Source organism: Pseudoalteromonas sp. SG44-17 (assembly GCF_014164235.1).
In the GTDB taxonomy this organism is placed as follows: Bacteria; Pseudomonadota; Gammaproteobacteria; order Enterobacterales; family Alteromonadaceae; genus Pseudoalteromonas; species Pseudoalteromonas rhizosphaerae.
The window spans coordinates 1-1802 of the sequence record NZ_JACJEV010000076.1; the positions used below are offsets into that span (position 1 = coordinate 1).

Consider the following 1802-nt stretch of genomic DNA (forward strand, 5'->3'; position numbering starts at 1 on the left):
TGGGCGGTTCATCTCCCGTAGTGAATATTGATCCAAATATCTCTTAATGACGCTAAACCTTGTGACGCTAGATAGTCATTGCCTATCGCAATGTTAATTCCTTTTGTTTTTGAGCTTCTACAAGGACCTTTACTGGTGATACCACATGCAATGGCGAGTCGTTCGCTAACACCCAATTTCATTAAACTGCGTACTTTGGTGCGAGGTTTACGCCATTGCCGCCAGTAGCACATTCTTATCCTACGGCGGATCCAGTGATCTAAATCCACCGTTAGCTGATAAGCGTTGGCTATTAGGTAGTAGTGTCCCCAGCCGCGCAAATACTGTGTGAGTTTATGAATTTGTAGGGTCATTGAGATTCCCCAGTTGCGGTTAGTGAGCTCCCTGACATTTGCTTTAAATTTCTTTAGCGCCTGTTCGTGGATCTGCACTTGACCGTAGCGGAAGGTAAACCCGAGAAATTTCGAGCCTGATACTGGACCGACCCGACTTTTCGATTCATTCACTTTGAGTTTTAATCGCTTAGTGATGAACGCAGTAATTTCCTGTTGGATTATTAGTCCTTCGCTTTTGGTTTTTACTAAAATGATTATGTCATCAGCGTAACGGGCAAACTTAAGGTGTTTGTAGGTTAGCTTCTTATCTAATTCATCGAGTAAAATATTGGAAAGTAAAGGGGATAATGGCCCACCTTGAGGGACTCCTTTGGTTGACTCAAACCACAGACCTGTTTCGCGCTCTGCTACTCCCGCTCGTAGGTATTTACCGAGTAGGCGCATGAGTGCTTTGTCTTTGATTTTACGGGCAACACGATTCATCAGCATGTCATGGTTTACTTCATCAAAGAACTTAGACAAGTCGATATCAATCGCTGTTTTATAACCTTGTTTAACACAAGATTGAACATGGTTCACTGCTTGACTGGCTCTTTTATAAGGACGATAACCATAACTATGTGGTGAAAATTGAGGCTCAAAGTAAGGGCTAATCACTTGAGCAATGGCTTGTTGGATCACTCTGTCGATAACAGAAGGGATCCCAAGCATTCGCTCACCGCCATCGGGCTTGGGTATCATCACGCGTTTGACAGGCAATGGTTGGTAAGTGCCGTTAAGTAATTGTTGTTTAATACCCAGCCAATGTAACTTAGCGAAGCGATTAAATTCTTCAATACTCATATGATCAATACCCGCAGCCCCTTTATTGTGCTTAACATGTTGCCATGCTGCGCCAATATTGTGGTTGCTTAGTACCATTGCCATCAGGTCACGATCTGTTTGGTTATATTCATTCGAGGTATTATTCACAGTCGAACGCTGTTCATCACCATCACAACACGGTGATCTATGTGAATTCAAGTTCATTTGTAGTATCTCCTCTGGTTAAGATGTTCAGGCCTTCACCATGTCCCCTCTATTACGATGGGCGTTTGGCTACTATGCCGTCTGCTGACTTCTGATAAATCACTCTAGCGATTACTCGATAAAGCGCGTCTAAACTAATGCTTGTTTACTGCTATTTCGCTCGCTATATAGGTCGCAGCAACCAAAGCGCCAAGGGTTGAACAACCAGTCCCTAACTGGTAATCTCCAAGCGTTAGCGCGGATGCGTGTTTATCAGATCTCCCCGAATAAGGTGCATCGACTTTCTCTGCACAACTGCATCATTTACGGTGGCCGTTAGATCACATGACTTCGCTATCTTGTGCTAGCTCGTCTCCAGCCTACGCCTCATATGATGTTTTTGTTCATCAGCTCACAGATTTGCTAACGGCTTCCTCCAGACTATCTCTCGCGATTTAG

At 44.0% G+C, this 1802-nt stretch carries 1 protein-coding gene; it reads right to left on the bottom strand.

Annotated elements, in window-relative coordinates; genetic code table 11:
* Nucleotides 1-8: 8 nt before the first annotated feature.
* Nucleotides 9-1364 (bottom strand): group II intron reverse transcriptase/maturase, encoded by a 1356-nt coding sequence (ltrA, locus tag H5182_RS21885; protein ID WP_259398343.1) that lies wholly within the window; start codon nt 1362-1364, stop codon nt 9-11.
* Between the last annotated feature and the right edge of the window lie 438 nt (nt 1365-1802).

Bases quoted from the DNA above. Each gene is read 5' to 3' on its own strand.
- ltrA (WP_259398343.1), bottom strand. From the start codon at position 1,364: ATGAACTTGAATTCACATAGATCACCGTGTTGTGATGGTGATGAACAG.